This is a genomic window from Paenibacillus sp. yr247, assembly GCF_900103825.1.
GTDB lineage: Bacteria > Bacillota > Bacilli > Paenibacillales > NBRC-103111 > Paenibacillus_E.
The window spans coordinates 39,654-66,196 of sequence record NZ_FNIF01000007.1; the positions used below are offsets into that span (position 1 = coordinate 39,654).

The window sequence follows — 26,543 nt, forward strand, 5'->3', positions numbered from 1 at the left end:
GGTCTCTATGCTCTTACTCTCTACCCTTCGCAATCGGGTTGTCTTCGTAACTAATCCAGTCGCTCCAGCTTCCGCTGTAGAGCTTCACGTTATCAAAGCCCGCTTCGCTAAGGCCCAGTACATTGGGGCACGCCGTTACGCCGGAGCCGCAATAAACGATGATTTCATCGGCATCGCGCAAAGCGGCAAAGTGCTGCTCCTGCTCCGCTGCGGATAACCAGGCGCCGTTCTCACCGAGAACGCCTTTCCAGAAGTAGCTGCGCGCACCGGGTATGTGGCCAGCGACCGCATCAATTGGCTCTTCCAAGCCGAGGTAGCGGCGCTCCTCACGCGAGTCTACGAGCACGGTGCCAGGGCGGCCGAGCTTGTCTTTGACCTCGTCCATGCTGGCGAGCATCGCGCGCTGCACCTTCGGAGAAAAGGTCCGCGGGGACACCGCAGGTACTTCATCGGTAACCGGGTAGCCGGCAGCTTTCCAAGCGGTATACCCTTGGTCGAGTACGTATACCTCGGAATGACCGAGGAATTTCAGCATCCACCATAACCGCGAAGCCATGGCTCCGCCTTGGTCGTCGTAAGCCACGACCGTCTTCGTACCATCGATCCCGAGCTTGCCCACGAGGATGGAGAATGCACCTAGATCAGGGAGCGGATGCCTTCCTCCATGTGCCATTTTGGCGCCGGATAAGTCTTTCTCCAAATCGACATACACAGCTCCTGCTATATGGTCTTTCTCATAATTCTGTCTGCCTGAATCTGGTTGTCCTAGCGCAAAGCGGCAATCCGCGATCACGATGTTCGCATCGCCTAGCTGTCCAAGCAGCCAAGTCTGTCTTACGATATTTTCCACAGGTTCATGCCACCTTCCCTCATCAATTGATTAATCGCCCATCCCACTCGTCGGATTAACGGAATAGGTCTGCCAATCACTCCGATCTCCACCCATTTTATCGTAAAATGCCTGTGCACGGAAGTTATCTTTGGCCGTTGTCCACGTTAAATTCGCATATCCATTTCTAGCCGCATACCCTTTGCAAGCAGCAAAAAGCTTCGCAGCCGCACCTTGGCCACGCTCAGCCTCAACGACGTATAAGTCGTTCATAATGGTTATTTTGGAGGCACGCAGGGTACTGAATGTAAAGTATAAGGTCGCAAATCCGACCAGAGTACCCTCCTCAGTCTCAGCTACGAATTGAATACCTTCCTTCTGCTCGAGCAATTGATGAATTAATCCGTTCAGTTTCTCATCCTCGGGTTGCCGATAATGATAGAAGTCTACAATATAAGCTAGCATTAACGTTTTCAACTGCGAAATATCTTGCATAACAGCTTCACGAATCGTAACTTGGGTCATCAAGATGACCTCCTATTCCTATTTAGTCTATAAATTAATTGTACCCCATGTCTGCCATGTAGAATGGAGTAAGCGTCTGAAAATTTGCACTAATTCACAGACACCGGTGCGGCTAAATATCCTCCATTTCCTTACGGTACAGGAGATAGATGATCCATCCCAGTAAAATGCAGAACCCCGCAACGAAATAGAAGATGGACGTCAATTTCAACGTAACTGCATAATAAGTTGATGAGAACAGGGCAAATGCGAACAGAAACACATGCAATAAAACATTATTCTGGGGACGCCAAACGTTCTTGGCATTCATCTCCAGGCGAACCGTAAAACCTAAACGCCTCTTGACTATCACCAAAGCTGTGAGGTATGTAAGCGATGCGGCAATCATTTTCAAAATACGATAAGAGGCATCAAGCTCCTCAAAGTAATCACTCATTGGAATATGGGTAATGAGCGGTGTTATGAATAGAACAATAGCCAAATAAATCGTATAGCCAAGTGAGCCGAGAAACACTACCATGAGCGACTGAAGCTTCCGCAAGCGAAATATATAGTGTATAAAGATCGCTTCCGTTAAAATAATGAGCATGGGATTCAATGTCTTCATATGAAGCAGTGAAGAAAGTAATCCGAATAAACTAGAGACACATAAGGAGACAAGCAGCACAAGTGGCCATTTCATTTTCAAGGAGATTCGAAATAAGTTTAATCCCAACATGAGCATGGAAAATAGGGTATATGTGCTAATTGGAATATCTAAATGCCAAACCATTTGAACCTCCAGCCAATAGAAGAAAGGGTGATTGTAAAGATGGTGAATGCAAGCAACACAAGCTTACCATGGCGTGTCGTACCGCTAACAGATTCCGGGTGTCAGGAACTATGTACGTGGAAATATCCGCCTCCATACGAGTTGTATAATTGGGCTCCATGGGAGACCATGCTCCAGGAACAAGCAGAGTTCGCTGACCCGCAGATTCGTGCTGAGCAGTATAGAGCCGTGGTCGATGAAGATGGTCTATTGATAGGTTTCGTTCAGTTTTTTCCTATTGTGGGCGTCACACGATTAGGACTAGGACTTCGACCTGATCTCTGTGGAAGAGGAAGCGGTATCGGTGCCCAATTCGTTCAGCTGCTTGTTCAAGAGGCCAAGCGCCTAGCACCTCAGCAGGAAATTGATTTGGAAGTGCTCGTCTGGAACGAACGCGCGATCCATACGTACCAGCGAGCCGGGTTTGCAATCACGGATACGTATGATAAGTGGACCCCCAAAGGGATATCCGCCTTTCATTGTATGGTATATAACGGAGCTTAACTAGGATTAACTGCCGGACTTGATCTCAGCAAAAGCCTGGTCGAACTTAGCAGCTGATTTGAAATCCAGCTCTGTTAAGGTATTTGCGCACGATCCATTTGTGATCGTCTGTCGTCCAACCCGTCATCGTCATAAGCCTCTGATCAATGTCAGTGTTCCCAAGCTACATGTGTTGCAACTCCCTCAGCATTTACTCAAATTCATAAACCGCTGCACCGACTTCGCTCTCTCCAGCATACGTGCGGAGAAGGTCTAAGAATGGCTTCCCGTAGTTCCGGTATTTGACCTCACCGACACCTTTGATTCGCAGCATCGAGGATTCCGATGTCGGACAAATTTCACTCATCTCACGCAGCGTGCTGTCAGAGAAAATAATATACGGCGGCACCTTCTCACGTGCTGCAATTTCTCGGCGAAGAAGACGAAGCTGCTCGAATAAAGTATTGTCGATAGCAGCAGCCTTAACCTGCTGCTTACGCACCTTCTGGTTCACCTGCAGCTTCCCTTGAAGCACTTCCGCTGCGGGCTGCATCAATTTTACTACCGGGTATTGACCGTCTGATAGCTGCAAGAACCCTTCTGAAATCAGCACGTTAATCAGATCGGAAATTTCCTTTTCAGGCAGATCCCTCATAATACCATGCGTGGGCAAACGATCGAAGCGATAATCGACGATCTTCTTCGCCTTTGAGCCTTTGAGCACAGAAGCTATCATCGAGATGCCGAATCTTTCTTGCATACGGCGGATGCAGGAGAATATTTTCTGCGCTTCCACCGTGATATCCACTGTATCGCGATCGTCCTTGCATGAGCTGCAATTGCCGCAAGTATCCTTTATATTCGTTTCATCAAAATAATGCAGAATGACGTTACGCAAGCATCGTGGCGAATAGCAATAGTCAATCATGGTCTGCAGCTTCTTGTATTCGTTCGCTTTGCGCTCGGGCGAAAGCTGATTCTGCTCAATCAAGAACTTCTGCGTCATAATGTCCTGCGCGCTGAACAGGAGAATGCACTCACTCGGCTCCCCATCTCGACCCGCACGTCCAGCTTCCTGATAATAAGCCTCCATATTTTTCGGCATATTGTAGTGAATGACATAACGAACGTTAGACTTATCGATGCCCATCCCAAACGCATTCGTCGCGATCATAACCCGAATATCATCATATAGAAACGCCTCCTGCATATAGGAGCGCTCATCATCCGATAGACCGGCGTGGTACTTGCCTGCGGCGTAGCCTTTTTTACGCAACAACTCGTATAACTCTTCAACGTCTTTACGCGTAGCGGCATAAATAATACCAGGCTGATGCGTATGCTCTTTCACATAATTCTGAATGTAATCCCGCTTATTCTCTCCGCGAAGAATCGTTAGTTCCAGATTATCCCGAGAAAAGCCATTTATGAATATACCGGCTTGATCCAAATCAAGCAGTCTCGCAATATCTGCAGTAACCTCAGCCGTAGCCGTAGCTGTAAAGGCCGCCACAATCGGACGGTTCGGCAGCTCACGAATGAATGGGGCAATGGACACATAGCTAGGGCGAAAATCATGCCCCCACTGGGATACACAGTGCGCCTCATCTATTGCCACAAGAGGGAGATTCAGCGCTGACATCCGAGCTCGAAACCGCTCAGATTCCAGCCGCTCCGGCGCAATATACAGCAGCTTATATTTGCCCTGCATCGCACCCTGCATACGCTGTTCCACTTCTCTAGCTTCCAGAGTGCTGTTAATAAAAGTCGCCGGAACGCCAAGCACATTCAGAGCATCCACTTGGTCCTTCATCAAGGAGATCAGCGGCGAAATGACCAGCGTCACACCCTCCATCAGCATCGCAGGAACCTGATAGCAGATGGATTTACCTCCGCCCGTCGGCATAATGCCTAGCGTATCTTTCCCTTCAAGCAGATGGGTAATAATATTCTTCTGTCCCTCGCGAAATTCCGGATACCCATAAACCTGTTGTAAAACCTTCCTTGCTCCATCCAGCATAGCTTCTATACACCTTTCTATATCACACTTCTGCCTTATTTAGACCAAATAAATGACGGAAACCAGCTTTTCACCATCATGAACCTTCAGCACGTGATTACTCGGGTCATGGCGAACCGATCCTGCCCCTATCTGCATCACAGGCGTGCTGCCTAGTCCGTAAAAAATATCGTCAGCCAACGTCCGCAGGCATTCTTCTTGTTCATCCTTATCGAGTTCCTGCCAATCTTCTGCATTCATCTCCAAGAACTCATAAAACCCGTCAACCATCTCAATGCCACGCACGAAATCAGTGACAATATCCTTATATTCTCTGCCAAATTTAATGCCCATCGCGCAGTCTCCCTTCAAAAGCATTCCTTCTAGCTTCACTTTATCATATTATAGCTCGGAATGCAGGGTTACCCCTTTTACGGCGGATAAAAAATTACCCTTTGGCATAAACTGTGGAAATGGGCAATTTCGGAAAAAATCTGTTACTATGGAAGAAGGAATGTACCGCTCGGAGGGTAGGAAAGCACACATGCTGAAACTGCAGATTCCCAAAAATCGAATGAACTACCTAATCAAGCAAATCCCGCTGCATTTCGACGCTGCTCATCTGGAGCAGGGCTGGGAGTATTATCATAAAGGCCGTGTGACCGAAGTCGATCTGAAAGGCACCAGCATTCAGGCGATCGTTGCAGGCAAAATGATACATAATACGATGCTTAATTTGGAAAATTTTTCTACTAGTGAGTGCAGTTGCTCTTATGACGGCTTTTGTAAACATATTGGTGCCACGTTCTTCAGCTTGTATGCACCGTATGGACGTCCGGAACTGCTGCTTCAACAGTTAAAACAACAAATAAACACACGGAAAAAGCCCTTACGCGGGGCATCCTTGGTACAACAACGTAAAGCTGCTGCACAAGCCAACGTGCCGCTCGAAGAGGCTATGCCCATAGATTGGCATCGTTTTTTTGAAGGGAAGTTTCATGGATTTTCCATTTCCCATCAGCATTCGATAGAAACCTTCTATGACTCGGCCTTGGAGTCTCTACCCGGCTATGCGGCGAATTGGAGAAGCTCGACTAATGAGCTCTACATGTGCCATATCGTGCTTTTCATGATGCGTAAAATCGAACAATTTTATCAAGAAACGAAAAGCTCCTATTTATCTTATTATCATGAGAATGGGTGCAACGTTGCTGCAAAAAATTGCGAAGAGAAGCTTGTTGAATTCATGGACCGCATTGATGTGAATGCTTCTTTCGCTGCGGAACCGAAGCACTGGCTTTCTACCCTTAAAATGCTCGGGGAATTCGCACTGCAGGGCAAGGATAGCCCTATTGATTGGCTCTTTGTCTACCGTTTCATTTGGTGGAAGCTTACGGATCAAACTGGGGCCCAGAAAGAGGAAATCCAGCGTCTTGAGGTTCTTCTTGCTAAGAAGGATCTCCTCGCTCGGAAGAAGGATACGTTGATTGCGGCTAGCGCGCATTTTGATATTATGCAGGGGGATACGGATAGCGCATTCGAGCGTCTTGGGCTGCTGTCTCATCCCCATGCGAAGGATTACTTCCTTTACCTGAACTATTATTACAACGATAAGCAGTGGAACCACATGCTTGTTTGGCTTCGTTTTCTATTCAAGTCAATTGCGAACGCGAATCATGATGATTTCCGGACATTTTGCCAATACTGGCTCGATACGACCAAGCATCTGGAATCCGATAGTGAATGGGTACAGGTTATGGAGGCTTTGCTGCCTCGTTCCTACTACTATTACACGGCTTATTTATTGCAAACGAAACGGTATCGGCAATGGGTGGATTTGCAGCTAGCTAACCGCATATCGCCACTGAGCTTATACGGGATGGAACTCAAAGCGATTGAAGAGCATGATTCGGCTTTACTTCTCCCCCTCTATCATCAAGCGGCCGAACGGGCTGTTCTGGAGAAAAATAGAGCTTCTTATAAGACGGCTGTTCGACTTCTGAAGAAGCTGCACGGTATTTACAAACAGTTAGGCCAAGACGATCGCTGGGAGCACTACGTGTATCGTTTAGCGGATAAGTTCTCACGTTTGCGTGCCTTCCAAGAAGAGCTCAAGAAAGGAAAATGGATTCGATGATCGAAACCAGCGCGCTGACAGTTCACGTTAGCTCCATACCTAGTGGTTCTTTATTTCTATGGGGTACCCGCGAGAACGGCGGCATTTGGGATGCTCTTGATTTGAAAAATATGCTATTTGCCTGGCATCGCTCTTCCTTCTTCGGCACGTTCATGGAGCCGAGCGAATGGCAAAATCGCGAAGGCATTGAGCTTGGGCCGCTCGAAGCGCTCGATTATTTCAGCGACCCGCAGCCTGTGCAGCATCTACAGCTTAGCTGGCATCAGGACTGCGCGGATTTTATTAGACTCGCCCCAGCTGTGAAAGAAGCTTTGGCTTCCGGACGTTTCATGCCGGACTATGAGAAATGGAAAGCCGGTGAGATCGGCTGGAAGCTTCAGCTTCCTGAGGAGCTGCAGGCTTTGGAATCGCCAGCCGTCTCACGCTGGATTCATGCGCTTATCCCCGAGTGGGTGGACGCCGACGGCATCATGAAGGATAATCTGCACAAGCTCGAAGCTGCGTATCCTTTGATGCGCCGCGGCGAGATAGCCGCTGATCTGTGGCTTGACGAGGAGGACTGGCTCGTCGCGATTGGTTGGCGCCAAGACCGGACGCCGATGCGGACCTGTCTGCAGCTCGTGGAGCCGGACCTGGCGCATGGCGCGGGCTGGCAGCTGCGCGTGCTGCTGCAGGACCGGCTTGCGCCGGAAGTGCTGCGCACGGTTACGCGCGGCGGCGAGCCGGCCCCTGGCGAGCTGCCGCTGCCGGAGGCGTGGCAACCGGAGCTTGGCCGCGTAGAACGTGACGCGGCGAAATGGGTACGCATCCTGCCATGGCTGGATGCGGGTGAGGGCGACCTCCGTCAGACGTTGACGGAGGAGGAGGCTTGGCGCTTCCTCGCAGAGGGAAGCGTACGGCTTGTTGAGGCCGGGACGAGTGTGTTCCTCCCGGCCTGGTGGGATCGCATCCGCAAGCTGCGGCCGAAGCTGCGCGCAAAGATCAAGTCTTCCGTCGGTTCTGGACGGGAGACGATGTTCGGGCTAAGCCAGCTGATGCAGTTCGACTGGAAGCTGGCTGTGGGGGATCTGGAGCTGACGGAAGAGGAATTCCGTCTGCTGTTGGAGGAGAAGCGCAAGCTGATCCAGATTCGCGGCAACTGGATTCAGCTCGACCCGCTATTCATGGCGCAAGTCGAGCAGATCATGAAGCAGGTACAGAAGAAGCAGGGCCTCTCCTTTCGCGATGTGCTGGAGCTGCACTTCGCCGGCGATGCTGGTGGACTGCTGCCGGCCGAGGATGACCCCGATGCCTTGCGCTACATCGAGATGGAGGTCGAGCTGAACGAACAGCTGCGCCACATGGTCGATCAGCTTACGCAGGCGGAGGCGATTCCGACGATACAGCCGCCGCCCAGCTTTCATGGATCGCTGCGCCACTATCAGGTGGACGGCATCTCTTGGCTGTTGTTCCTGCGCCGTTTCGGCCTAGGCGGCTGCTTGGCCGATGACATGGGTCTCGGGAAGACGATCCAGTGGATTACGTACTTACTCACGGTGAAAGAGACTGAGCAGCCAGAAACGCCTTCTTTGCTGATCTGTCCGACATCCGTACTCGGTAACTGGCAGATGGAGCTTAAACGTTTTGCGCCGTCGCTGAAGGTTCATCTTCACTATGGCCCTCAGCGTTTAAAAGGACCTGCCTTTAATGCAGGGGTCGGGAAGGTCGATTTAGTTTTAACCTCCTATACGCTTTCCCATCTGGATGAAGCTGAGCTGGGCTCTATCGCCTGGAACTCCATCTGTTTGGACGAAGCCCAAAATATAAAAAATGCTTATACGAAGCAAGCTTCGGCGATTCGCCGACTGGACGGTTACCATCGCATAGCGTTGACGGGAACACCGATTGAGAATCGGCTCACGGAGCTGTGGTCGATCTTCGATTTTGCTAATCCCGGCTATCTGGGTACGGTACGTGAATTCACGCACCGCTATGTGAACGCAATCGAGAAGACGGGCGATAGTGAGACAATCGGCAAGGTTCAAAAGCTGATCCGCCCTTTCCTGCTGCGCCGCGAAAAGAAGGACCCTGCGATTCAGCTGGATCTGCCGGAAAAGAACGAGTCGAAGACGTTCATCTCCCTTACCGCCGAGCAGGGCTCGCTGTATGAGAACTACATCCAAGACATGTTCGATCGGCTGGATAAGCTCTCTGCGATGGAACGGCGAGGTCTCATTCTCGCCGCTCTCACGAAGCTCAAGCAGGTGTGCAATCACCCTGCTTTGCTGCTCAAAGAAGGCATCCATGCGCCATGGAGCGGCCGCTCGAATAAGCTGGAACGCTTGCTCGAAATGGTGCAGGAGCTGCGCCAGGAAGGCGACAAATGCTTGATTTTCACGCAATTTGTGGAGACGGGCAACCTGCTTCAGCATGTGCTGCAGCAGGAGCTAGGCGAGAAAGTGTTGTTCCTCCACGGCGGAACAACAAAAACAGGGCGCGATGAGATGATCGCGCACTTCCAAGACGTGAGCCAGCCGGCGGAAGAGCAGCGAAATGTGTTCATTCTTTCGCTGAAGGCCGGCGGCATCGGGCTTAACTTGACGGCGGCGAATCATGTGTTCCACTACGATCGATGGTGGAATCCCGCCGTCGAGAACCAAGCGACGGACCGCGCCTTCCGTATCGGCCAGACGCGCCACGTGCAGGTGCACAAGTTCGTCACGCTCGGCACGCTCGAGGAGCGCATTGACGAGATGATTGAGCGCAAGCTCGGCCTCAGCCAACAGATCGTCGGCTCTGGCGAGAACTGGATCACCGAGCTGTCGACCGACGAGCTGCGCGACTTGTTCTCGCTGCGCCGCGAGTGGGTAGAAGCATAAACACGAGTTGCAGCTGGATAGAAGCTAGTTTTGAATGTCTTAGCAGGATTGTTACGGGCTGTGATAGGTTACCTTCGGGTAGGCTGTTGCAGCCCATTTTTGTGGTGCTTTGGCAAACAAGTTGGCTTGGCAAGCTGATTGCAAAAACCAGCCTTCCTACCCAAATACGAACGAACTAACACCAGTTAAGCTACTCATACAATCCCACAAACGCAGCCCCACAACCATAAGCTACCTTTCCCCTCCCCTAGTCCATTGTAAAATGTGCAATAGAAATGCTCTTCGTCGCTATAGGTACGTCTATACATTGCACTTGCTGGCTAGAGCCAGAAACATTGTACGAAATGCAATAGAACCACAAAACATTGTCTGCAAATTTAATTCTATTGTACAGATACAATAGAAATTACACCTTACCTCATCTCTCCCTCATACGCTATGGAGCCACTTTTCTATGCACAAAAAAAGGCTACCCCAGCCAATTGGGTAACCTTAATATCGTTCGCTCCGTTACATCCACCACAAGGTCAAACTTCAAATCATCAAATCCAAAAATAAATAAAAGCCCTCTCCCAACGCGCTGGAATAAGTCTGAATCTGATGCGAGGTGTCCAAGTCTGTGTAAGCCTGGGATAAGATTCCTTGTTTTTGCAGATTCATCATGAGGATGTTGGAGATGAAATACGGTCTTCACGTCCATTTCGTCCATAAATATCTCAAAAAACCCTTTTCCATGGAGCGACTTGTCCAGGTGGCAAAGAGCTTGCTCGACAGCAAGAAAAGCAATGCGTATGTTTTCCCAGCCCAGGATAAAGGGTCACTCTCTACCACCTTACAACGTAACGGTATCGATGTGCTTGAGATGAAAGAGAACTTGGATATGATCGAGGTTGAATTCAAAAAGCCTGGATCGGATACCTAACACGTTCAGTAAAACCTTCTGCCCAGCGGCCCATACAGTTACACAGACCACCTCCTTCCGATTACATTGGAGGGAGCTTTTTTTTATTGTAAAGTCAGAGGGATTTACCTGCTTGATAGCCAATATACTAGAGAAAACACCAATTGATGAGAAGGAAGGGTGTGACCCTATTGGCAAAGCTTGAATCCACTTCCAACCCGATACAAGCACGTAAAGTCTGGACACTGTTTTTCTCATTGCCGATATTCGCTTGGGCTATGTACGATTTCGCGAATACGATTTTTTCCTCCAATATTGTGACTGTGTTTTATCCGTTTTATTTAAAAGAAACGTTAGGCAAAAGCGAAGAATTGAATCAGATTGCCAGTACCTTCATCACTTACTCCAACGCGATATCCAGCTTCTTTCTCGTTTTGTTGTCTCCTTTATTCGGGGTATGGATAGACCGGTCAGGCAAAAAAAAGGCCTACCTCGTACCTTTCACACTTATCGCGATCGTGGCGACGCTGCTCATGGGCGTTTCAGCCATTTGGCACACCAATCAGCAATGGATGGGGCTCAACACTTCGATTCTTGGCGTAATTTTCTTCTTTATGATCGCCAAATTCTTTTATAATTCGAGCTTAATCTTTTACGACTCGATGATTTCAGATCTGGGTAATGCGCGTGAGATTCCCATTATTTCGGGAGTCGGTGTAGCGGTTGGTTATGTGGGGACATTAGTTGGACTCGTCGTATTCCCTTTGGTCAATGGCAATCATTTTGAAAATACGTTCATTCCCAGCGCGCTTATGTTTCTAATCTTCTCCCTGCCGATCATGTTTTTCTATAAAGAGAAGCCTCAGCAAACGATCAGTGAGAAAAAATCACTCCTCAGCGGCTACCGTGAGATATGGGATACGTTCAAAGAGGCAAGAAAGTATCGAGCCGCCTTCCTGTTCATGATCGCCTACTTCTTCTTTAACGATGCGATTGCCACGGCGATTGCGGTGATGGCCATTTATGCGAATACCGTGATGGGCTTCACGACGGGGCAATTCATTCTGCTCTACCTGGTTTCGACAGTATCTAGCATTATCGGTTCGTTCCTCTTCGGCTATGTGACCAGAAATATCGGCCCCAAAAAAGCAGTCACAATCGTCGCCTTCATCCTAATCATTGCGATAGCCATAGCGGCATTAGCGACTAGTCAGAGCTTATTCTGGGTTTCCGGCAGCTTGTATGGGGTATCAATGGGAGCTATGTGGGTGACCTCCCGGACGCTGATAGTTCAATTAACACCGGAGGAGAAGCGCGGTCAATTTTTCGGATTGTTCGCCTTCTCGGGAAAAGTATCATCCATCGTAGGGCCGGCGCTTTACGGATCAATTACCTGGGCACTGGCTTCATCTGGGAACCTCGCTAGCCGTGTAGCCTTAGGCTCACTCTTGCTTCTAGTCGTGATTGGACTGTTCGTTCATATGCGTGTGCCGCAGAAATTGCATTCTTCCTCCTAATTCGTGTACAATAACTTTTAATCATAAGCGGAAGGTGTGAGGAGTATGAAGAGTGCTGTTGGCAGTAGAGACGAATTCTCTTCCTATTTCTCATTCATGAAAACACTAAAGCACTCGTTGCTTTAGTGTTTTTTTTCGCACACCGCTTTGAGCGGGAGGTCTTTATAGTGAAACACCAAATAATAGTTTTACTCATCGGGGAGGAGAGATGGATATGCGGTACAAACGGGTCCTAATTAAACTAAGCGGCGGGGCTGTTGCGGGAGATAATGAGTTTGGCTTCGATCCTACGCAGCTTAATCACATTGCCAATGAAATTATGACAGTCGTCAATTTAGGCGTCGAAGTGTGTCTCGTAATTGGTGGAGGTAATATTTTTCGCGGCAATATGGGCGAGAGCTGGGGCATTGAAAAGGCGGAGGCAGATAATATAGGCACCCTTGCTACCGTTATCAACAGCTTGCTGCTGCGCGGAGTTCTTAAGGCGAAGACTGAAGCGGAAGTACGCGTCATGACAGCCATTCCGATCGCTTCTGTGGCGGAGCCTTTCATCCGGCTTAGAGCCATTCATCATTTGGAAAAAGGGTACATCGTTATTTTCGCAGGCGGCAATGGACAGCCTTTCGTCACAACGGACTATCCATCGGTTCAAAGAGCCATTGAAGTCAACTGTGAAGCAATTCTTGTCGCGAAGCATGGGGTTGACGGTGTGTTCGATAAGGATCCTAAGCATCATACAGATGCTCTTCAGTACAAATCACTCCACTATAATGATGTCATCCACAATAATCTGAAGGTCATGGATCAGTCCGCCTTCATCCTTGCGAGAGATTATCACATCCCCATTCACGTTTTCAACTTCGACAAGCCGGGCTCCATGAAAGAAATTTGTGCGGGTCAGAATACAGGCACGATCATCAGCGGTTCATCCGAACTCATTTATCATTAAAAAAGCATGCATAGGATAAACATAAAAAAAGGATTGAAACGCAGTAGTCTGCGGATCTATCCTTTTTTTGCCCTTTTTAGCTGAGTAAAAGCTCGTAATAATCATTCGCATTCTTCGTTTTAAAGCCACAGGATTCATATAATCCAAGCGCCTTCTCGTTCTCAACAGAAACTTCCAGCTTAATAACGTTCGCATGATCCACTCGCTTTAATTCTGCTATTGTTTGGCTCAAAATACGGCGCCCATAGCCTTTACCCCGATACGTTGGCAACACACAAAAGCCATAAATGAATCCACTCGCATCCACTTCCACCATAGAGCCGATTTTCCCAATGGGCTCCTTCTTCTCACCAAGCTCTGCAATCCACGTCCGTTCTTTTTCGCCTCTGATGGTTTGGCTGACGTACTCTCTCGTATCGTTCTCCGACATGTTGAACCCCGACATATTGAGCTTAACCAGCATCTCTGTGTCCTGCACATCAGCCAAACGAATCGCAACGATTTCATCTAATGCTGGCTGAGTGGCTACCGTATGCTCTTGAAGCTCCATCACATATTCAGAAAAGCTATATCGTGTGCCAAGTTTCGTAAGGAAAGATTTTCCGCTTGCAGATCCTCGCTCATTAATGAAAATCAGCTTCGGAACTTTCCTAAGCCTGCAAACGTCTATCGCCGTTTGAACCATTTGACCAAAAATACCTTGGTTCCGCACCTCTGGATGCACCATCCCGCTAATTTCCACTTCGGTAGATAGAAAGCAATATATCGCTAAGAAGCCGACAACACGGTCATTTTGGTAAAATAAAAAGTCATTCGTCACGCCAGACGGACGGTTCGAAAGCGTGCCCCAATTCAGTTTAATCTCTATGCGGTCATGGGCATTACAAATCTCCCAAAGCTTCCGAACTTCCTCCAGCTCCTGCGGCGACAGTCCTGCTCTCGGTAATATGCCTTGTTTCAATATGTTGTCCCCCATAATTCTAATGTTCTTACCTGATGTCATTATACATGCCTACGCATTGGCGTGGTAAGCTAATAAATAATTTAACATAAATTTTCGTGTGCATTGAACGAATCGCCGAAGCTGTTCGTACTATCTATGAATTCAGGCAGAGAGGATGTTCATTCACTTGGAAGAGCACGAATTAATTCGTCAGGCTATGCGGGGAGACAACACCGCTCTGTCCCAGCTGCTGCAGCAGCATTATGACTTTGTTTACAAGTATTTGCTGAAAATTACGCTGAATCCGTCTATATCGGAAGATATCACGCAAGAAACCGTGATCCGATGTATCGAGAAAATAAAGCTGTACAATGGAAAATCGAAATTCTCATCTTGGCTCATGACCATCGCCACCCATTTGTTGATTGATCAGGGAAGACGGCGAAAACGCGAGAAGCTGTGGCAGGAGCAAGAACAAATCTCACGCCTGAAGTGGCAAACTGGAAGCCAAAATGAGGTTTGGCCAGATGTGCTGAATAGCTTGGCCAAATTGCCGCAGGAGAGCCGCATCCCGGTCATTCTCAAACATTACTACGGCTACACGTATGAGGAGATTGGCCAAATGCTCTCCATCGCGGAGGGTACTGTCAAATCAAGAGTGCATCATGCACTGAAGCAATTACGAAAGGAACTGGAGTAAATGGATGAGAATCAGAAGAAGCCACAGCGGAGACAGAGTGAAGGTCCGAGTGAAGAACATACCGTTCAAATACTGCATGAGGGTCTGAACAAACTAGATGATCTATTCCCGGCCTCGCCCCCTAGCTCATCTTGGTTTGATCAACAAATTGCTGAAACACAGAACAAGCAGCGTTTAAGGCTGCGAGGCGATTTATTCAAATTGTGGCTGGTAGCTCTTATGCTGCTATATATCTTGTACATGACCGCAGCTTCACAGCCGGTCACCTTTATCTCATTCCAAGCTTTGGCGATGATTGTGCCTCTAGTTTGGTTACTTCTTCGAAAGCAGGTGGATTCACATGAATAATCCAAATTGGGATCAACTGCCCCTATGGGCTTGGATCGGTATTGCCCTCATCTTACTTGTGCAAAGCACATGGCTGTTCGTTGATGCGCGTAAGCGCAGCGTCCGTTATCCCTGGTTCTGGGGAATCTGGGGCATCATTCAAACGCCAATTCCGTTCATTGTATACTGGTTTGCGGTCCGTAAAATACACCGCAGCTGGTCGCATAAGCGGTGATGAACGGAATCGCGCTTGTGGGTCAATAGGAGAAATTTCAAAAAAGAAGGACCGGCAGCAAAGGAAGGAGCAGGTCCTTCTTTTTCAGAGCGCATGCCGGGCATATTCATCGGGTTGGAGATGAGACTCCCATCTAAAGCGGTAAAAACGGAATCAATACCTAATATATTCACTCGCGTCCGGACGGACTGCAAGCCAAAGCATCTTTATAATTAATACCAGAATATAAAACACGGATCGTCACTTCACCCGGTGGTAACTCCTCAACCTGCAGTTCTCTTACTTCGACGGAAAAACGTTCCTCCGTTCGCTCCACCATCAAAGCATCAAAGCTATCCATCTGGCTCCTCCTAACATCTGTTTATTGCCATAAATAAGCTCTTCATTTTACTAAACTTATTCTCTCGATTCCAATCCAACATCTCATCCAATAAAAAAACGGCAGAAGCACCTTTCGGTGTCTTCATGCCGCTTCTAATCATCTGCATTTAATTGCTACCGTATGTATTGCCTGTTACCGTGCTGCCGTTAGTATTATTGCCCGTTGGGACGTCCACCACAACATTATTTTTAAGTAACCGATACAAGAGCGTTGCAGCTTCAGCCCTCGTCAGCGTTGCATTAGGATGGAATCTGTGCTGGTCATCCCCTTGGATCAAGTTATTCTGGACTGCTGTAGCCACATAAGGACGCAGCACCTCAGGAATCGAATTCGTATCCGTGAATTTACTTGTTAACAAGGCCTCTGCCGCTGCAGCGTCAAGCAATTGAATGGACGAATTCTGCTTCATGAGCACCTTTACCAGTGTTACCGTGACATCTTCCCGTTTGGCACCCAGCGTTGGTTCAAAGTTATAGCCTTCGTTTAGGCTTTTGTAGCGGTCGAAGTAATCTTTTGTCGCTTCGATAACATTAAAGGACCACCGCTTTGGACCCACATCATTAAAATCTTGTATGGTCGACGTATTTTTCAAATGAAACGTACGCGCCACCATCGCAGCAAATGCCTCACGCGTTACCAACTTGTCCGGATTAAAATGATGGTCATCCTCACCTTGTAAGATCCCTTTCTCCACCAATGCATCAATCGCCTCTCGAGCCCAATGACCTTTCACATCATCCAATGAAATTTTTGTCTGCACAGAGATGCTGGATTGATTTTTCTCAGCGGCAAAAGCAGGTACAGCGCTCACCGACAAGAGGGATATCAACGCTGTTGTTACAATAAACTTTTTCATAACCATTTTCAAATCTCCTTTTTATTTAGGATTTTATCTATAAATCTCATCTTCAAACTTATTATCCCAATAAAATATTTCAAAATTATGTCATCCTGATTGCAAAAAAACTCCCCGGTCGCAATGACCAGGGAGTTCCAACTACAGCTGCGCAAATCCTGCAGCCGCCAAAAACCGTTCAAAAGCCGCTTGCCCGGCTTCATCACGCTTGAACACACCCGCGTCGAGCAGCACGTCAGCGAACTTGTTGCCGACTTCCGCCTGCAGAACCGCATTCGCTCCGTCTTGCGGCAGCGCTGCTCCATGCTCCGCGAGCATTGCATCGATCCATCCCGCATGCTTATGCAGCGGGTGGCTGGCATTCTCGCGGTTTACGCGGTCAAATTCGGCTTCACCGGTGAGGATCTTTGCGATATCCGCCAGCTCCTCTTGCAGGCGGCCTGGCAGCACCGCCAGCCCCATCACCTCAATCAAGCCAATGTTTTCCTTCTTGATGTGGTGCAAGTGCTGGTGCGGATGGAAAATCCCATCCGGATGCTCTTCGCTGGTGCGGTTGTTCCGCAGCACCAGGTCAAGCTCGTACTCGCCCCGTGCATTGTTGCGGGCGATGGGCGTAATCGTGTTATGCGGGATCCGCTGTCCGTCCTTCTCGCTGAAGGCGAGGACGTCCGCTTCCGCATCACTGTAGGCTCGCCAGTCTTCGAGCAGCTTGCTCGCAAGCTTATAAAGCTGCTGCTTGTTGTGCCCGCTCAAGCGAAGAACCGACATCGGCCACTTGACGATAGCTGCCTTCACGCCGGCAAACTCAGCATGCGAGAATGCCTTCTCGCTTGGCGCTTTTTCCATTGGGAACTGATGGCGTCCGCCTTGGAAATGGTCGTGGTTCAGAATCGAACCACCTACAATCGGCATATCTGCATTCGATCCGATGAAGTAATGAGGGAACTGATCGATGAAGTCCAGCAAACGGTAGAACGTGTGCGATGTCGTTTTCATCGGGATGTGCTTCTCATGAAAAATGATGCTGTGCTCGTTATAATACACGTAAGGCGAATACTGGAAGTACCACTTATCGCCATCGAGTTCTAACGGAATGACACGTAGATTTTGCCTCGCAGGGTGATTTACACGACCTGCATAGCCTAAATTATCGACGCACAGCAGACATAAGGGATAAGTGCTTTGCGGCAGCGTTTTGAGCAGGGCAATTTCCTTCGGATCTTTTTCCGGTTTGGAAAGGTTGATTGTGATTTCGAGATCGCCATACGTTGTTTCGGTCAACCAATATTCATTCTTCCTAATGCGATCCATCCGAATATAATTCGAATCAATGGACTGCTTATAGAAGTAATCGGTTGCCGACTCTATGCTTTTTGTTTTGGCTTTGTTCCAAAATTGATGTACCACCTCGGAAGGACGAGGCATCAAGAGCCCCATAATTCGTGCATCTAGCAAATCACGGTACGTCGTCGTATTCTCTTCCAGGAGGCCTTTCTCGAACGCTGCATCAAGAAGCTCTTCTAGAAGTGCAACGGGACTGCTCAACTTCTCTGCCGGCACTTCTCCTTGATAAGGTTCAGCAAGACCAAATAAATCAAGCAAAGCATTTCGTGAAGTATAGACATCAAGGTGCTCAACCAGCCCATTTTGCTTAGCGAACTGGAGGAGCCTTTCTATGATCAATGCTGCATGCTGCGACGCTTTCTCTATCCGTTCCATGTGCCAAGCTCCTTTCTAAACAAGACTACTTTTCGTAACCGTTCGGGTGATTTTGGTGCCAGTTCCATGCGCTCTCGATGATGGATTCCAAGGAATCACGTGTCGGTTTCCAGCCGAGCTCCGCTCTCGCACGCTCGGAGGATGCGATCAGCGTTGCTGGGTCACCAGCTCTGCGCGGTTCGATGACGGCAGGAATCGCATGCCCGGTTACTTGGCGGGCGATATCAATAACTTCTTTTACCGAGAAGCCCGTGCCATTGCCTAAGTTATAAATATTGCTTTCCGCACCGCCGCGCAGTTTCTCTACCGCAAGCACATGGGCGCTAGCCAAGTCGCTAACATGGATGTAGTCACGCACACATGTGCCGTCTTCCGTTGCGTAGTCTTCTCCAAAGATCGAAATATGCGCTCTTTGACCAAGTGCCACTTGAAGAATGATCGGAATCAGATGTGTCTCAGGGCTATGATCCTCACCAATTTTGCCTCCGGCATGCGCCCCAGCCGCATTAAAGTAGCGAAGCGATACATATTTGATGCCATGGGCCGTATCGAACCATTTCATCATTTTTTCCATAGCCAGCTTCGTCTCGCCATACGTATTTGTCGGCAGGGTGCGATCGCTTTCTAGGATCGGAATATTTTCAGGCTCGCCATACGTGGCAGCCGTAGAGGAGAAGACGATTTTCTTCACGCCGTAGAGGTTCATTTTTTCAAGCAAGCAAAGCGTTCCGTACACGTTATTGTGATAGTATTTAGCCGGATTGGTCATGCTCTCGCCGACTAAAGAATTAGCTGCAAAATGAATGATCGCATCAATGCTGTTTTCTGTGAAAACCGTATCCATAAACTTACCGTCACGCAGATCCCCTTCATAAAGCTTACCCCCAAGCACCGCATTTCTGTGACCTTGCTGCAAATTGTCAACGATAACAACTTCTTCACCTTTGGCCAGCAGCTCCGCTACCGCATGGGATCCGATATAGCCAGCTCCTCCTGTTACTAGAATTGCCATTTACAACGCCTCCCCGACTTGCTCGACACCATTTCCGATTTCACAAACGTAGAAGCTCGGTGTCAGACCTGTTTTGTCTGTATATTCTTTACCGACTTGATCGATGAACGTTTGTACGCTGTCCTGATGTACTAAGGAAACTGTGCATCCGCCGAAACCAGCGCCTGTCATACGCGACCCCAGCACACCTGGAACTTTCAGCGCTGCTGCAACCATCGTATCCAGCTCTAAGCCTGTTACTTCATAAAGATCACGAAGGGAGTCATGGGAACCGACCATCAGCTTGCCAAAGGATTCAAGATCGTTCGCTTCCAGCACCTCGATGGACTTAAGAACACGGTCTATCTCTTCGACAACATGCTGCGCTCTGCGACGAACCGTTTCATCCGGAATTAGATGCTTGAATTCGTTAAACTGCGCAAGGTTCAATTGCCCCAGCAGTGTGATGGAAGGAAACTGCTTTTGCAAGTAGGCCACAGCCTGCTCGCATTGGCTTCTTCTTTCATTGTAAGCGGAGTCTACGAGACCTCTGCGTTTGTTTGTATTTCCGATGACCAGCTTATAGCTGCCGCTTTGAAATGGCACATGGCGATACTCAAGCGTGTCGCACATCAGCAGGATTGCATGATCTTTTTTACCATTCGCTACAGCAAATTGGTCCATGATCCCACAGTTAACGCCAACGAATTGGTTCTCCGTTTTTTGTGCGAGCAGGGCGATTTTCACCGTATCGATTGGATATTTCTCAAGTGTTAATAAGCCGTAGGCTGTTACAACTTCGATGGAAGCCGATGACGAGAGGCCGGCACCATTCGGGATTTCACCGTGGAACAAAAGATCGTAGCCTTGAGTGACAGGAAATCCTTCTTTGGCCAAGTGAACGAAGATCCCTTTCGGATAATTGATCCAATCGTCCTCTTCTTGGTAGGACAAGTCATCTATGGAAATTTGTTTGCGAAGTGCCAGGTTGGTAGATGCAAATCCGATAACACGATCTTGTCTTGGACGAATGAGCATGGCCGTTCCGAACGTTAATGCTGCCGGAAAAACATAACCGCCATTGTAATCCGTGTGCTCGCCGATCAAATTCACCCGTCCTGGAGCATGAAACGCTGAAATTGCCGTCGCCGAATTTCCGTAAATTTCGATAAACGTGTCTTTTAAAGCTTGCAAATCTGCCATGCTGGCACCGCCTTTAGTGGTTTTGGGATTGTTTTTATACGCAAGTTTGTAACTTCAGTATAAGAGATTAACGTGTGATTGGCTATGGAGGCATGTTATTTCCACATGGAAAAATGTGATTTCAATCTTTCTTCTTTTGTTCAATTTGTGATAAAGTGAAGGTACATGAGGAAGCATCGATCGGAGATGAGGAAGTCATGCCAAAGTCGGATAGCTACTACGTTGTTTCAAATCCATTGCCTTCTGGTGAAAGTGCTTTGACCGTGCTGTTTGCGGGGGAGAGCCAGACGAAACCCTTACATCGGTTAGGCCCCAAAGTATACGACTACTATTTAATCCACTATGTGATATCGGGTAAAGGTGTGTTCTCTTATCAAGGTGAAGAGTACGAGCTTGGCGCCGGAGACAGCTTCGTGATCAACCCTGAACAGCTTATCAGCTATCTCTCCGATGAGACGGATCCGTGGCATTATTGCTGGATTGCTTTTACGGGCGAGCAAGCCGCGTCATTGGTAGCTTCAACAGGGATCAATCCCCAGCAGCCTATTATTCACACCACACGCAACCGCCACATCCCTGTCCTATTCCGCCATATCCAACAAGCTTTGCGATCCAAGATGGCCAACGCACAGTTAAAATCAATCGGGTACTTACACTTGCTGCTGGGTGAGTACTGTGAAACATTATCAGCTTCTATAGCAGCCGGTATCGTCACGGAAGCTGAAAGCGATCGTATCGTGCAGCAAGCGATTCACTACTTGTCCACCCAATACGCCGAGCCTATTACCATCGAGCTGATGGCAGAGAGCTTGGGCTATAACCGCGCGTACTTATCGCGCATGTTCAAGCGCCACACTAAGGTAACACCCGTCACTTTCCTGCAGAAGCTGCGCGTGGATAAAGCTCGTCTGCTGCTTCGTGAGCGGCTAGAACTCACCATCGAACAAATCGCATCATCCGTCGGATTCTACGATCCGTTGTACTTCTCCAAGCAATTCCGGCGTTGGTACGGTGTTTCGCCAAGCGAGTACCGCAATCAAATCAAATCGCTTTAATTCAATCTACTATAAGTTCCCAATAGATCCAAATCCATATAAATAGTACCTCGCCGATAGTCGATGAAGGAAAGAACAAACAAAACAAAAAACATGCACTGCCGCGGGAACAATCCCTTAGCTGTGCATGTTTTTATTTAACGTTTACTCGGATCGTAAGGCTCACCGAGAGCCGATGGTGCTTTGGCTCGACCTACTGCCCCTGCCAGTACTAAGATTGTTAGTATGTAAGGCAGCATGTAGAGGAATTCCTGTGGAATGCTTTTGGAAAATTCAAACAACCGCATGAAGTTGTTGAGCGCCTGCGCCATCCCAAAGAAGACAGCTGCGCCCAGAGCGCCAACAGGATGCCATTTACCGAAAATCATCGCTGCCATCGCAATAAAGCCTTGACCTGAGATTGTGTTATGTGAGAAGGCACTTGTTGTCGTCAATGTAATTGTCGCCCCGCCAAGTCCGCCCATCAGACCGCTAATTAGAACGGCGATGTAACGAATACGCTTCACTTTAATCCCTACCGTATCCGCGGCACTTGGGTGCTCACCAACGGAACGAAGACGCAAACCGAATGGCGTTTTGAACAGCACATAGTAGGTAACGGCTACTAGAATTAATGCGATATACGTTGTCGGATAGGCGTTGAATAGGGCATATCCGATATACGGGATTTGGGACAGAAGAGGAAACTCCCATTTGGAAAACACGTTGTTTAACGTTTCTGTTTGACCAGCGCCATGGAACAGCACTTTTACCAGAAACAACGTTACACCTGCTGCCAAGAAGTTAATCACAACACCGCTGATAACTTGATTGGCTTTGAATGAAATCGTTGCTACAGCATGAATGAGAGCGAAAATCAGCGCAAACAGCATAGCCGTCAGCAAACCAATCCACGGGGACCAGATCCCCATGTTCGCTTCTTCCGCATAGTAAGCGCCAACCGCTGAAGCAAATGCCCCCGATACCATGAGGCCTTCGATACCGATATTGACGATCCCGGATCGTTCAGAGAAGATACCACCCAAAGCACCAAAAATAAGCGCCGTCGAGTAGACGAGTGTCGTGTTGATAAGTTCACTAAATTTCGTAAAAAACGCGTTAAGCATTGTGAGCAGGTCCATGTTACGACGCCCTCTCTTTCTTGCGTTTACCATAGAATGGAATGAGAACCCATTTAACAATCCCTTGCGTGGCTACAAAGAAGATGACTGAACCGATGACAATTCGGATAATCTCAGGCGGCACATCAGCACCAAAGCTCATCCCTGCCGAACCGTAAGATAATCCTCCGAACAGCACAGCTCCTAAGACAATCCCTATCGGATTGTTAGCGCCAAGCAAGGAAACCGCAATCCCATCAAATCCATAGCCTGGGAAGCCAGCTGAAACCACCTGATAGTGGAATACACCTAGGATCTCAAACACGCCGGCAAGTCCGGCAAAAATACCGGAGATAAACATTGCTTTAATGATGTTCCGATTCACATTCATTCCTGCATATTTCGCAGCGTCGATATTATGACCAACGGCGCGAAGCTCGTAACCTTGTTTCGTTTTCCAAAGGATCACATAAAATACAACCGCTGCGAGTATCGCAATCAGTGTACCCCAGTGAATCCTAGCGTGATTCATCATATCCGATAACCAAGTGATACTAAGAGATGCCGAGTCCTGAATCATGTAAGAGCGCTGTTGTTTCGGCTCCAGAAGAAATTGATTTATGAAATAATTCGATAGGAACAAAGAGATCCAGTTCAACATTATCGTTGTAATTACTTCGTTAACCCCGCGCTTTGCTTTTAAATAACCTGCAATAGCTCCCCAGAGTCCGCCAATGAGTGCACCGACAATAACAGCTAACGGAGCGTGAACTATCCACGGAAGTCCATGTAATTTAACACCAATGAATGTGGCACCCGTCATGCCCATTACGAATTGCCCTTCGGCACCGATGTTAAACAAGCCCGTACGGAATGCAAATGCGACGGATAATCCCGTTAAAATCAGAGGTGTAATGGCACGAATCGCTTCACCGATATCATACGAATTACCGAAAATACGTGAAAACAACGCTCCATAGGCAGCAATCGGATTATATCCTCCTGCCAGCATAACGAGCGCTCCGAATAACAGCCCAAGCACAATCGCCACGATTGGATTCACCGCTGATTCACTTGTAAAAATACGTGCAACCTTATTCATGAGCAGCTCCTTTCTCTGTGCGCTTACTGCCAGCCATAAGCAAACCAATCTCTTGATCGTTCGTCTCCTGCGGCAGCACTTCTCCAACAATCTGCCCTTCGTAGATGACGGCAATGCGATCCGATACATTCATAATTTCATCCAGCTCAAAAGAAATCAGCAAAACAGCTTTTCCCTTGTTCCGCTGCTCGATCAGTTGACGATGAACGAATTCGATCGCTCCCACATCCAACCCCCGTGTTGGTTGAGCGGCAATTAAGAGGTTAGGATTCTTGTATATTTCTCTGGCAATAATCGCTTTTTGTTGATTGCCTCCAGACAAGGAACGCGCCTTATTATAGATGCTTGGCGTTCTAACGTCGAATTGCTTAATAAGCGCTTCCGCATGACGATCGATAGCTTCATAATTTAAGAAGCCAGCTTTGTTATAGGCAGAGTGAAAATACGTTTCCAACACCATGTTTTCGCTCATTGTAAAATCGAGTACGAGACCGTGTTTATGCCGATCCTCTGGAATATGCGACAAGCCAGCTTCCGAGATCTCTCTCGGAGAGTGGTTCGTAATGTCGCTGCCCATCAACAGCACACGTCCGCTATCAATGGACCGCAGTCCGGTTAAGGCCTCGATCAATTCACTTTGTCCGTTGCCATCAACACCGGCGATACCAAGAATTTCTCCGGCCCTCACCTCAAAGTTAAGCCCCTTCAGAGCAGGCAAACCCTGTTGATTACGCGAGACTAATTCCTGCACCTGGAGAACAGGCTGTCCAAGATTTACTTCCTGCTTGTCCAACTTAAAGGAGACATCACGTCCGACCATCTTCTCCGCCAGAATCTGTGGATTCGTCTTCGAGCGTTCCAATGAATCAATTACTTTTCCGCGACGAATGATCGTCACGGTATCCGCTATCTCCATAATTTCTTTCAACTTATGTGTAATGAGAATGATGGATTTGCCCTCTTTAACAAGATTGCGCATAATGACCATCAATTCACTAATCTCTTGCGGCGTTAGTACAGCTGTAGGTTCATCAAAAATAAGTATATCAGCACCGCGATATAGCGTTTTCAATATTTCGACACGCTGCTGCATACCGACAGATATATCTTCTATTTTCGCTCTTGGATCCACTCGCAATCCATATTGTTCCGATAGTTTGTGCACTTTGTCTTGCGCTGTTTTGTAATCGATATTTAAGCCTTGTTTGGGCTCCATACCCAAAATAATGTTTTCCGTCACGGTGAATGGCTGAACCAGCTTGAAGTGCTGATGCACCATACCAATGCCAAGCTCAATAGCACGATTCGGGCTATCAATAAAAACTTCCTTGCCTTGTACTTTAATATAACCTTCGTCCGGCTGATACAGACCGAACAAAATATTCATTAGTGTTGATTTACCCGCACCATTTTCGCCAAGCAAGGCATGAATTTCACCCTTTTTCAGCTTCATGCTAATGGCATCATTAGCTACTATTCCTGGAAATCGCTTCGTAATGTTGCTAAGTTCAACAACTGGCACTACTTCACTCATCAGATCACCCTAAGGATCAATTTTTTATTACCTCTAAAAAACTAAAGAACAAGGCTAGTTTGTATAACTAGCCTTGTTTGAACAAAAACAAACTTATCGTTCGTAACTGCTGCACCTTTTATACCTATTAAGGTTTTTCAGGAACTTTGATTTCGCCGCTGATGATTTTTGCTTTGTACTCGTCTACTTTTTTCATGATATCCGCAGAAACGTTTTTCTTGGAAGTTTCAGGAAGGCCTACGCCATCGTCTTTCAGACCAAGTGTAACAACTTTGCCGCCTTGGAATTTGTTGTCGATCACATCTTTGGAAACACGAGTAACCGCGTTATCAACACGTTTCAACATGGAAGTCAGTGTCACTTCATCGCCGAACTCGAGGGATTGGTCTTTATCTACACCGATAACCCAAACCTTTTTACCATTTTTCGTACGGTCTTTCGCTTCGTTGAACACACCGTTACCTGTGGAACCGGCTGCGTGGAAAATGATATCAGCGCCGTCGTTGTAGATCGTTGCTGCCGCTGCTTTACCAAGGTCAGGCTTGTCGAAAGCGCCTGTATAGTTAATTTGAACTTTTGCATTTGGATTAACAGCTTTAACACCAGCTACGAAGCCAGCTTCAAAGCGTTTGATAACCGGGATATCGATACCGCCAACGAAACCGATTTTGTTCGATTTTGTCGTTAGACCTGCAACCACACCTACGAGGTAAGAACCTTCTTGCTCAGAGAATGTAACAGACTCAACGTTCGGCGCTTCAACAACATTATCAATGATCGCTAATTTCGCATTAGGGTTTTGTGTTGCTACCGTTTTGAGTGAATCACCCATCAAGAAGCCAATACCCCAAGTCAGGTTATAGCCGTCTTTCACGAATTGGTTTAAGTTAGGCGTGTAATCAGCATCGCTTTTACTTTCAAGATTTTTCACGTTAACGCCTGTTTGTTTCTTCAGCTGACTAAGGCCTTCCCATGCGCTTTGGTTAAATGATTTATCGTTTACGCCACCGATGTCAGTAACCATACCGATTTTGAAATCTTTACCGCTGTTGTTGCTTGGTGCTGCTGATGCTGCTGCACTAGCTGCTGGAGTTGCGGAAGCTGCCGGTTTTGTTTCTTCTTTTTTGGCACAACCGGATAGAGCCAGCGCGGAAACGGTTACTGCCATAAGCGCTGTTGATAGTACTTTTTTCATCATTTTTACCCCCAAAATAAATTTAAATTCCTACCTTGAATCCCACATTGTAGTATGACCAGAACCAGTTAAATTATGTAAGGCTGGCTATAGCACGAGTGTATCATTTTGACACCTAAGAGAAAAGCGATACACTAGCAAATTAACATAATTCGTAATGTCAAACAAGTTGACACGGCCTTTTTGTAAACC

At 47.8% G+C, this 26,543-nt stretch carries 26 protein-coding genes; 10 read left to right on the plus strand and 16 right to left on the minus strand.

What is annotated here, in order from left to right; translation table 11 throughout:
* Positions 1–13: 13 nt before the first annotated feature.
* The 3 genes from BLT91_RS14860 to BLT91_RS14870 form a co-directional block, all read right to left on the minus strand.
* Complete coding sequence (locus tag BLT91_RS14860; protein ID WP_090822201.1) at positions 14–850, minus strand: sulfurtransferase; 837 nt, start codon at positions 848–850, stop codon at positions 14–16.
* 30 nt (positions 851–880) lie between these two features.
* Positions 881–1,354 (minus strand): GNAT family N-acetyltransferase, encoded by a 474-nt coding sequence (locus tag BLT91_RS14865; protein ID WP_090822203.1) that lies wholly within the window; start codon positions 1,352–1,354, stop codon positions 881–883.
* 112 nt (positions 1,355–1,466) lie between these two features.
* Positions 1,467–2,126 (minus strand): hypothetical protein, encoded by a 660-nt coding sequence (locus BLT91_RS14870; protein ID WP_090822205.1) that lies wholly within the window; start codon positions 2,124–2,126, stop codon positions 1,467–1,469.
* A gap of 39 nt (positions 2,127–2,165) precedes the next feature.
* Here BLT91_RS14870 and BLT91_RS14875 point away from each other — a divergent pair, with 39 nt between their 5' ends.
* The gene (locus BLT91_RS14875) at positions 2,166–2,669 is read left to right on the plus strand and encodes a GNAT family N-acetyltransferase (RefSeq protein ID WP_090822207.1); all 504 of its coding nucleotides are present in this window, start codon (positions 2,166–2,168) and stop codon (positions 2,667–2,669) included.
* Between the two features lie 190 nt (positions 2,670–2,859).
* Here the strand turns inward: BLT91_RS14875 and recQ are convergent, their stop codons facing one another.
* Both recQ and BLT91_RS14885 read right to left on the minus strand, forming a co-directional pair.
* The gene (recQ, locus tag BLT91_RS14880; protein WP_090822209.1) at positions 2,860–4,668 is read right to left on the minus strand and encodes a DNA helicase RecQ; all 1,809 of its coding nucleotides are present in this window, start codon (positions 4,666–4,668) and stop codon (positions 2,860–2,862) included.
* 39 nt (positions 4,669–4,707) lie between these two features.
* On the minus strand, positions 4,708–5,001 hold the full coding sequence (locus BLT91_RS14885; RefSeq protein ID WP_090822211.1) for a hypothetical protein: 294 nt from the start codon (positions 4,999–5,001) through the stop codon (positions 4,708–4,710).
* Positions 5,002–5,191: 190 nt separating this feature from the next.
* On the opposite strand from BLT91_RS14885, the gene BLT91_RS14890 reads away from it, so the two are divergent.
* Positions 5,192–6,784 carry an SWIM zinc finger family protein gene (locus tag BLT91_RS14890; protein ID WP_090822487.1) on the plus strand — a complete coding sequence of 531 codons (1,593 nt, stop codon included), beginning with the start codon at positions 5,192–5,194 and terminating at the stop codon, positions 6,782–6,784.
* A complete protein-coding gene (locus BLT91_RS14895; protein ID WP_090822213.1) occupies positions 6,781–9,642 on the plus strand; it encodes a DEAD/DEAH box helicase in 2,862 nt (953 codons plus the stop codon). The genes BLT91_RS14890 and BLT91_RS14895 overlap by 4 nt, the downstream gene beginning before the upstream one ends.
* 534 nt (positions 9,643–10,176) lie before the next feature.
* Here BLT91_RS14895 and BLT91_RS33865 read toward each other — a convergent pair.
* Positions 10,177–10,305, minus strand: a complete 129-nt coding sequence (locus BLT91_RS33865; RefSeq protein WP_090822215.1) for an EAL-associated domain-containing protein — start codon at positions 10,303–10,305, stop codon at positions 10,177–10,179.
* 13 nt (positions 10,306–10,318) lie between these two features.
* Here BLT91_RS33865 and BLT91_RS14905 point away from each other — a divergent pair, with 13 nt between their 5' ends.
* The 3 genes from BLT91_RS14905 to pyrH all read left to right on the plus strand — a co-directional run bounded on the left by BLT91_RS14905 (position 10,319) and on the right by pyrH (position 13,009).
* Entirely contained in the window at positions 10,319–10,564 is a 246-nt protein-coding gene (locus BLT91_RS14905; RefSeq protein ID WP_090822217.1) for a hypothetical protein, read from the plus strand.
* A gap of 170 nt (positions 10,565–10,734) precedes the next feature.
* Positions 10,735–12,060, plus strand: coding sequence for an MFS transporter (locus BLT91_RS14910; RefSeq protein ID WP_368086806.1), 1,326 nt, complete (start codon positions 10,735–10,737; stop codon positions 12,058–12,060).
* 214 nt (positions 12,061–12,274) lie between these two features.
* The gene (pyrH, locus tag BLT91_RS14915; RefSeq protein WP_090822221.1) at positions 12,275–13,009 is read left to right on the plus strand and encodes a UMP kinase; all 735 of its coding nucleotides are present in this window, start codon (positions 12,275–12,277) and stop codon (positions 13,007–13,009) included.
* A gap of 76 nt (positions 13,010–13,085) precedes the next feature.
* On the opposite strand, the gene BLT91_RS14920 is transcribed toward pyrH, so the two are convergent.
* Complete coding sequence (locus tag BLT91_RS14920) at positions 13,086–13,970, minus strand: GNAT family N-acetyltransferase (RefSeq protein ID WP_175532309.1); 885 nt, start codon at positions 13,968–13,970, stop codon at positions 13,086–13,088.
* A 169-nt stretch (positions 13,971–14,139) separates the two neighbouring features.
* On the opposite strand from BLT91_RS14920, the gene sigY reads away from it, so the two are divergent.
* The 3 genes from sigY to BLT91_RS14935 are packed head-to-tail and all read left to right on the plus strand — an operon-like array spanning position 14,140 to position 15,214.
* Entirely contained in the window at positions 14,140–14,652 is a 513-nt protein-coding gene (gene sigY / locus BLT91_RS14925; RefSeq protein ID WP_254776959.1) for an RNA polymerase sigma factor SigY, read from the plus strand.
* Positions 14,653–15,000: a YxlC family protein gene (locus BLT91_RS14930; RefSeq protein WP_090822227.1), complete on the plus strand. Its 348-nt coding sequence runs from the start codon at positions 14,653–14,655 to the stop codon at positions 14,998–15,000. It abuts the gene before it with no gap.
* Positions 14,993–15,214 carry a hypothetical protein gene (locus BLT91_RS14935; RefSeq protein WP_090822229.1) on the plus strand — a complete coding sequence of 74 codons (222 nt, stop codon included), beginning with the start codon at positions 14,993–14,995 and terminating at the stop codon, positions 15,212–15,214. The genes BLT91_RS14930 and BLT91_RS14935 overlap by 8 nt, the downstream gene beginning before the upstream one ends.
* Positions 15,215–15,383: 169 nt before the next feature.
* On the opposite strand, the gene BLT91_RS31620 is transcribed toward BLT91_RS14935, so the two are convergent.
* From BLT91_RS31620 to BLT91_RS14955, 5 genes are all read right to left on the minus strand, one after another.
* Positions 15,384–15,554: a hypothetical protein gene (locus BLT91_RS31620; protein WP_175532310.1), complete on the minus strand. Its 171-nt coding sequence runs from the start codon at positions 15,552–15,554 to the stop codon at positions 15,384–15,386.
* A gap of 148 nt (positions 15,555–15,702) precedes the next feature.
* The gene (locus BLT91_RS14940; protein ID WP_090822231.1) at positions 15,703–16,458 is read right to left on the minus strand and encodes an S-layer homology domain-containing protein; all 756 of its coding nucleotides are present in this window, start codon (positions 16,456–16,458) and stop codon (positions 15,703–15,705) included.
* A gap of 135 nt (positions 16,459–16,593) precedes the next feature.
* Entirely contained in the window at positions 16,594–18,171 is a 1,578-nt protein-coding gene (locus BLT91_RS14945) for a UDP-glucose--hexose-1-phosphate uridylyltransferase (RefSeq protein WP_090822234.1), read from the minus strand.
* Positions 18,172–18,196: 25 nt separating this feature from the next.
* The gene (gene galE, locus BLT91_RS14950) at positions 18,197–19,183 is read right to left on the minus strand and encodes a UDP-glucose 4-epimerase GalE (protein WP_090822236.1); all 987 of its coding nucleotides are present in this window, start codon (positions 19,181–19,183) and stop codon (positions 18,197–18,199) included.
* Positions 19,184–20,365 carry a galactokinase gene (locus tag BLT91_RS14955; RefSeq protein ID WP_090822238.1) on the minus strand — a complete coding sequence of 394 codons (1,182 nt, stop codon included), beginning with the start codon at positions 20,363–20,365 and terminating at the stop codon, positions 19,184–19,186. It lies immediately after the preceding gene.
* A 197-nt stretch (positions 20,366–20,562) separates the two neighbouring features.
* On the opposite strand from BLT91_RS14955, the gene BLT91_RS14960 reads away from it, so the two are divergent.
* Entirely contained in the window at positions 20,563–21,420 is an 858-nt protein-coding gene (locus tag BLT91_RS14960) for an AraC family transcriptional regulator (protein WP_090822240.1), read from the plus strand.
* Positions 21,421–21,557: 137 nt separating this feature from the next.
* Here the strand turns inward: BLT91_RS14960 and BLT91_RS14965 are convergent, their stop codons facing one another.
* The 4 genes from BLT91_RS14965 to BLT91_RS14980 all read right to left on the minus strand — a co-directional run bounded on the left by BLT91_RS14965 (position 21,558) and on the right by BLT91_RS14980 (position 26,351).
* Positions 21,558–22,541: an ABC transporter permease gene (locus BLT91_RS14965; protein WP_090822242.1), complete on the minus strand. Its 984-nt coding sequence runs from the start codon at positions 22,539–22,541 to the stop codon at positions 21,558–21,560.
* 1 nt (position 22,542) lies between these two features.
* Positions 22,543–23,622: an ABC transporter permease gene (locus BLT91_RS14970; protein ID WP_090822244.1), complete on the minus strand. Its 1,080-nt coding sequence runs from the start codon at positions 23,620–23,622 to the stop codon at positions 22,543–22,545.
* Positions 23,615–25,156, minus strand: a complete 1,542-nt coding sequence (locus BLT91_RS14975; RefSeq protein ID WP_090822246.1) for an ABC transporter ATP-binding protein — start codon at positions 25,154–25,156, stop codon at positions 23,615–23,617. Before BLT91_RS14975 ends, BLT91_RS14970 begins: the two co-directional genes overlap by 8 nt.
* Before the next feature lie 127 nt (positions 25,157–25,283).
* Positions 25,284–26,351 carry a BMP family lipoprotein gene (locus tag BLT91_RS14980; RefSeq protein ID WP_090822248.1) on the minus strand — a complete coding sequence of 356 codons (1,068 nt, stop codon included), beginning with the start codon at positions 26,349–26,351 and terminating at the stop codon, positions 25,284–25,286.
* Positions 26,352–26,543 lie beyond the last annotated feature (192 nt).